At 66.9% G+C, this 1,352-nt stretch carries 1 protein-coding gene; it reads left to right on the forward strand.

Annotation, left to right across the window (positions count from 1 at the left end; all coding sequences use genetic code 11):
• The coding region (locus tag AB0D94_RS37815; protein ID WP_362062522.1) for a condensation domain-containing protein at window positions 1-1,352 on the forward strand (1,352 nt) is incomplete at both ends.

A 1,352-nucleotide genomic window follows, 5' to 3' on the forward strand; every position in this document is an offset into this window, starting at 1 on the left:
ATGGGTGCTGGAGTGCAAGCGTCAGCTGGCGCGCGAGCTGACCGGCTACATGATGCCGTCGGCGTTCGTGGTACTGGATCGTTTGCCGATGACGCCCAACGGCAAGATCGACCGTAATGCCTTGCCGGCGCCGCAGTCGCGGCATTTCTATCGCCAGAGCCACGTCGCGGCGGAAACCGAACTGGAAATGCGGCTGGAAGCGCTGTGGCGCAGCCTGCTCGGCCGCGAAGAGATCAGCGTCACGGTCGGCTTCTTCGAGGCCGGCGGACACTCGCTGTTGGCCACGCGTCTGGTCTCCGGCATCCGCGACGAGTTCGAAGTCGAAGTGTCGCTACGCGAGGTCTTCGAGCATCGCAGCATCCGCGAGCAGGCCGTGTTGATCGCCACCAAGCCGGCAACGTCGGCGGCGCGCGTGCGCGCAGTCGAGCGGCCGGAAAAGCTGCCGCTGTCGTACGCGCAGAAGCGGATCTGGTTCGTTGCCGGCGACGGTCGCGCCGATTCCAGCTACAACATCGCGCTCGGCCTGTCGCTGACGGGGTGGCTGGATCGCGCCGCGTTGACGCGGGCTGTGGCCGATCTGTTCGCGCGCCACGAAATTCTCAGGACGACGTATCACGCCGATGCCGACGGGCTGTGGCAGCGGATACAGCCCGATGCCGTCGCTTCGATTTCGCAAGTCGACTGGTCCGGACTGGATCCGTCGCAGCGATCCTCTGAATTGGATCGTGCGCTCGCCGAAGAAGGCGCCAAGCCCTTCGACCTGAGCCGCGACCCGATGCTGCGCGCGACGCTGATCGCGCTGGGCGATGAAGAGCACGTGCTGATCCTGACCCTGCACCACATCGCCGCCGATGGCTGGTCGATGGATGTGCTGGTCGAGGAGTTCGGCGCGCTGTACGCGGCTCACAGCCAAGGCCAGCCCGCGTCGCTGCCGGCGCTGCCGGTGCAATATGCCGACTACGCGCTGTGGCAACAGGCACAGGTCAAGACGCTGGCCGACGGGCTCGACTATTGGTCGCAACAACTGGCCTCGGCGCCGGAACTAACCACGCTGCCGAGCGACCGCCCGCGTCCGGCGCAGATGTCGGCGCAGGGTGCGAACCACCGAAGCGAGCTTCCGCCGGAGTTGATGCAGCGCGTGCGCGCGTTCTGCCAGGCCCGCGACGTCACGACGTTCATGCTGCTGGAGTCGGTGCTGGCGCTGCTGGTCGGCCGCTACGGCGATCAGCGCGACGTGGTGATCGGAACGCCGGTGGCCGGTCGTCTGCAGCGCGAAGTCGAGCCGCTGGTCGGCTGCTTCGTCAACAACCTGGCCCTGCGCACGCGTCTGGCGCCGTCGATGCGATTCGACG

It is taken from the genome of Streptomyces sp. NPDC048255, assembly GCF_040652415.1.
Classification (GTDB): domain Bacteria; phylum Actinomycetota; class Actinomycetes; order Streptomycetales; family Streptomycetaceae; genus Streptomyces.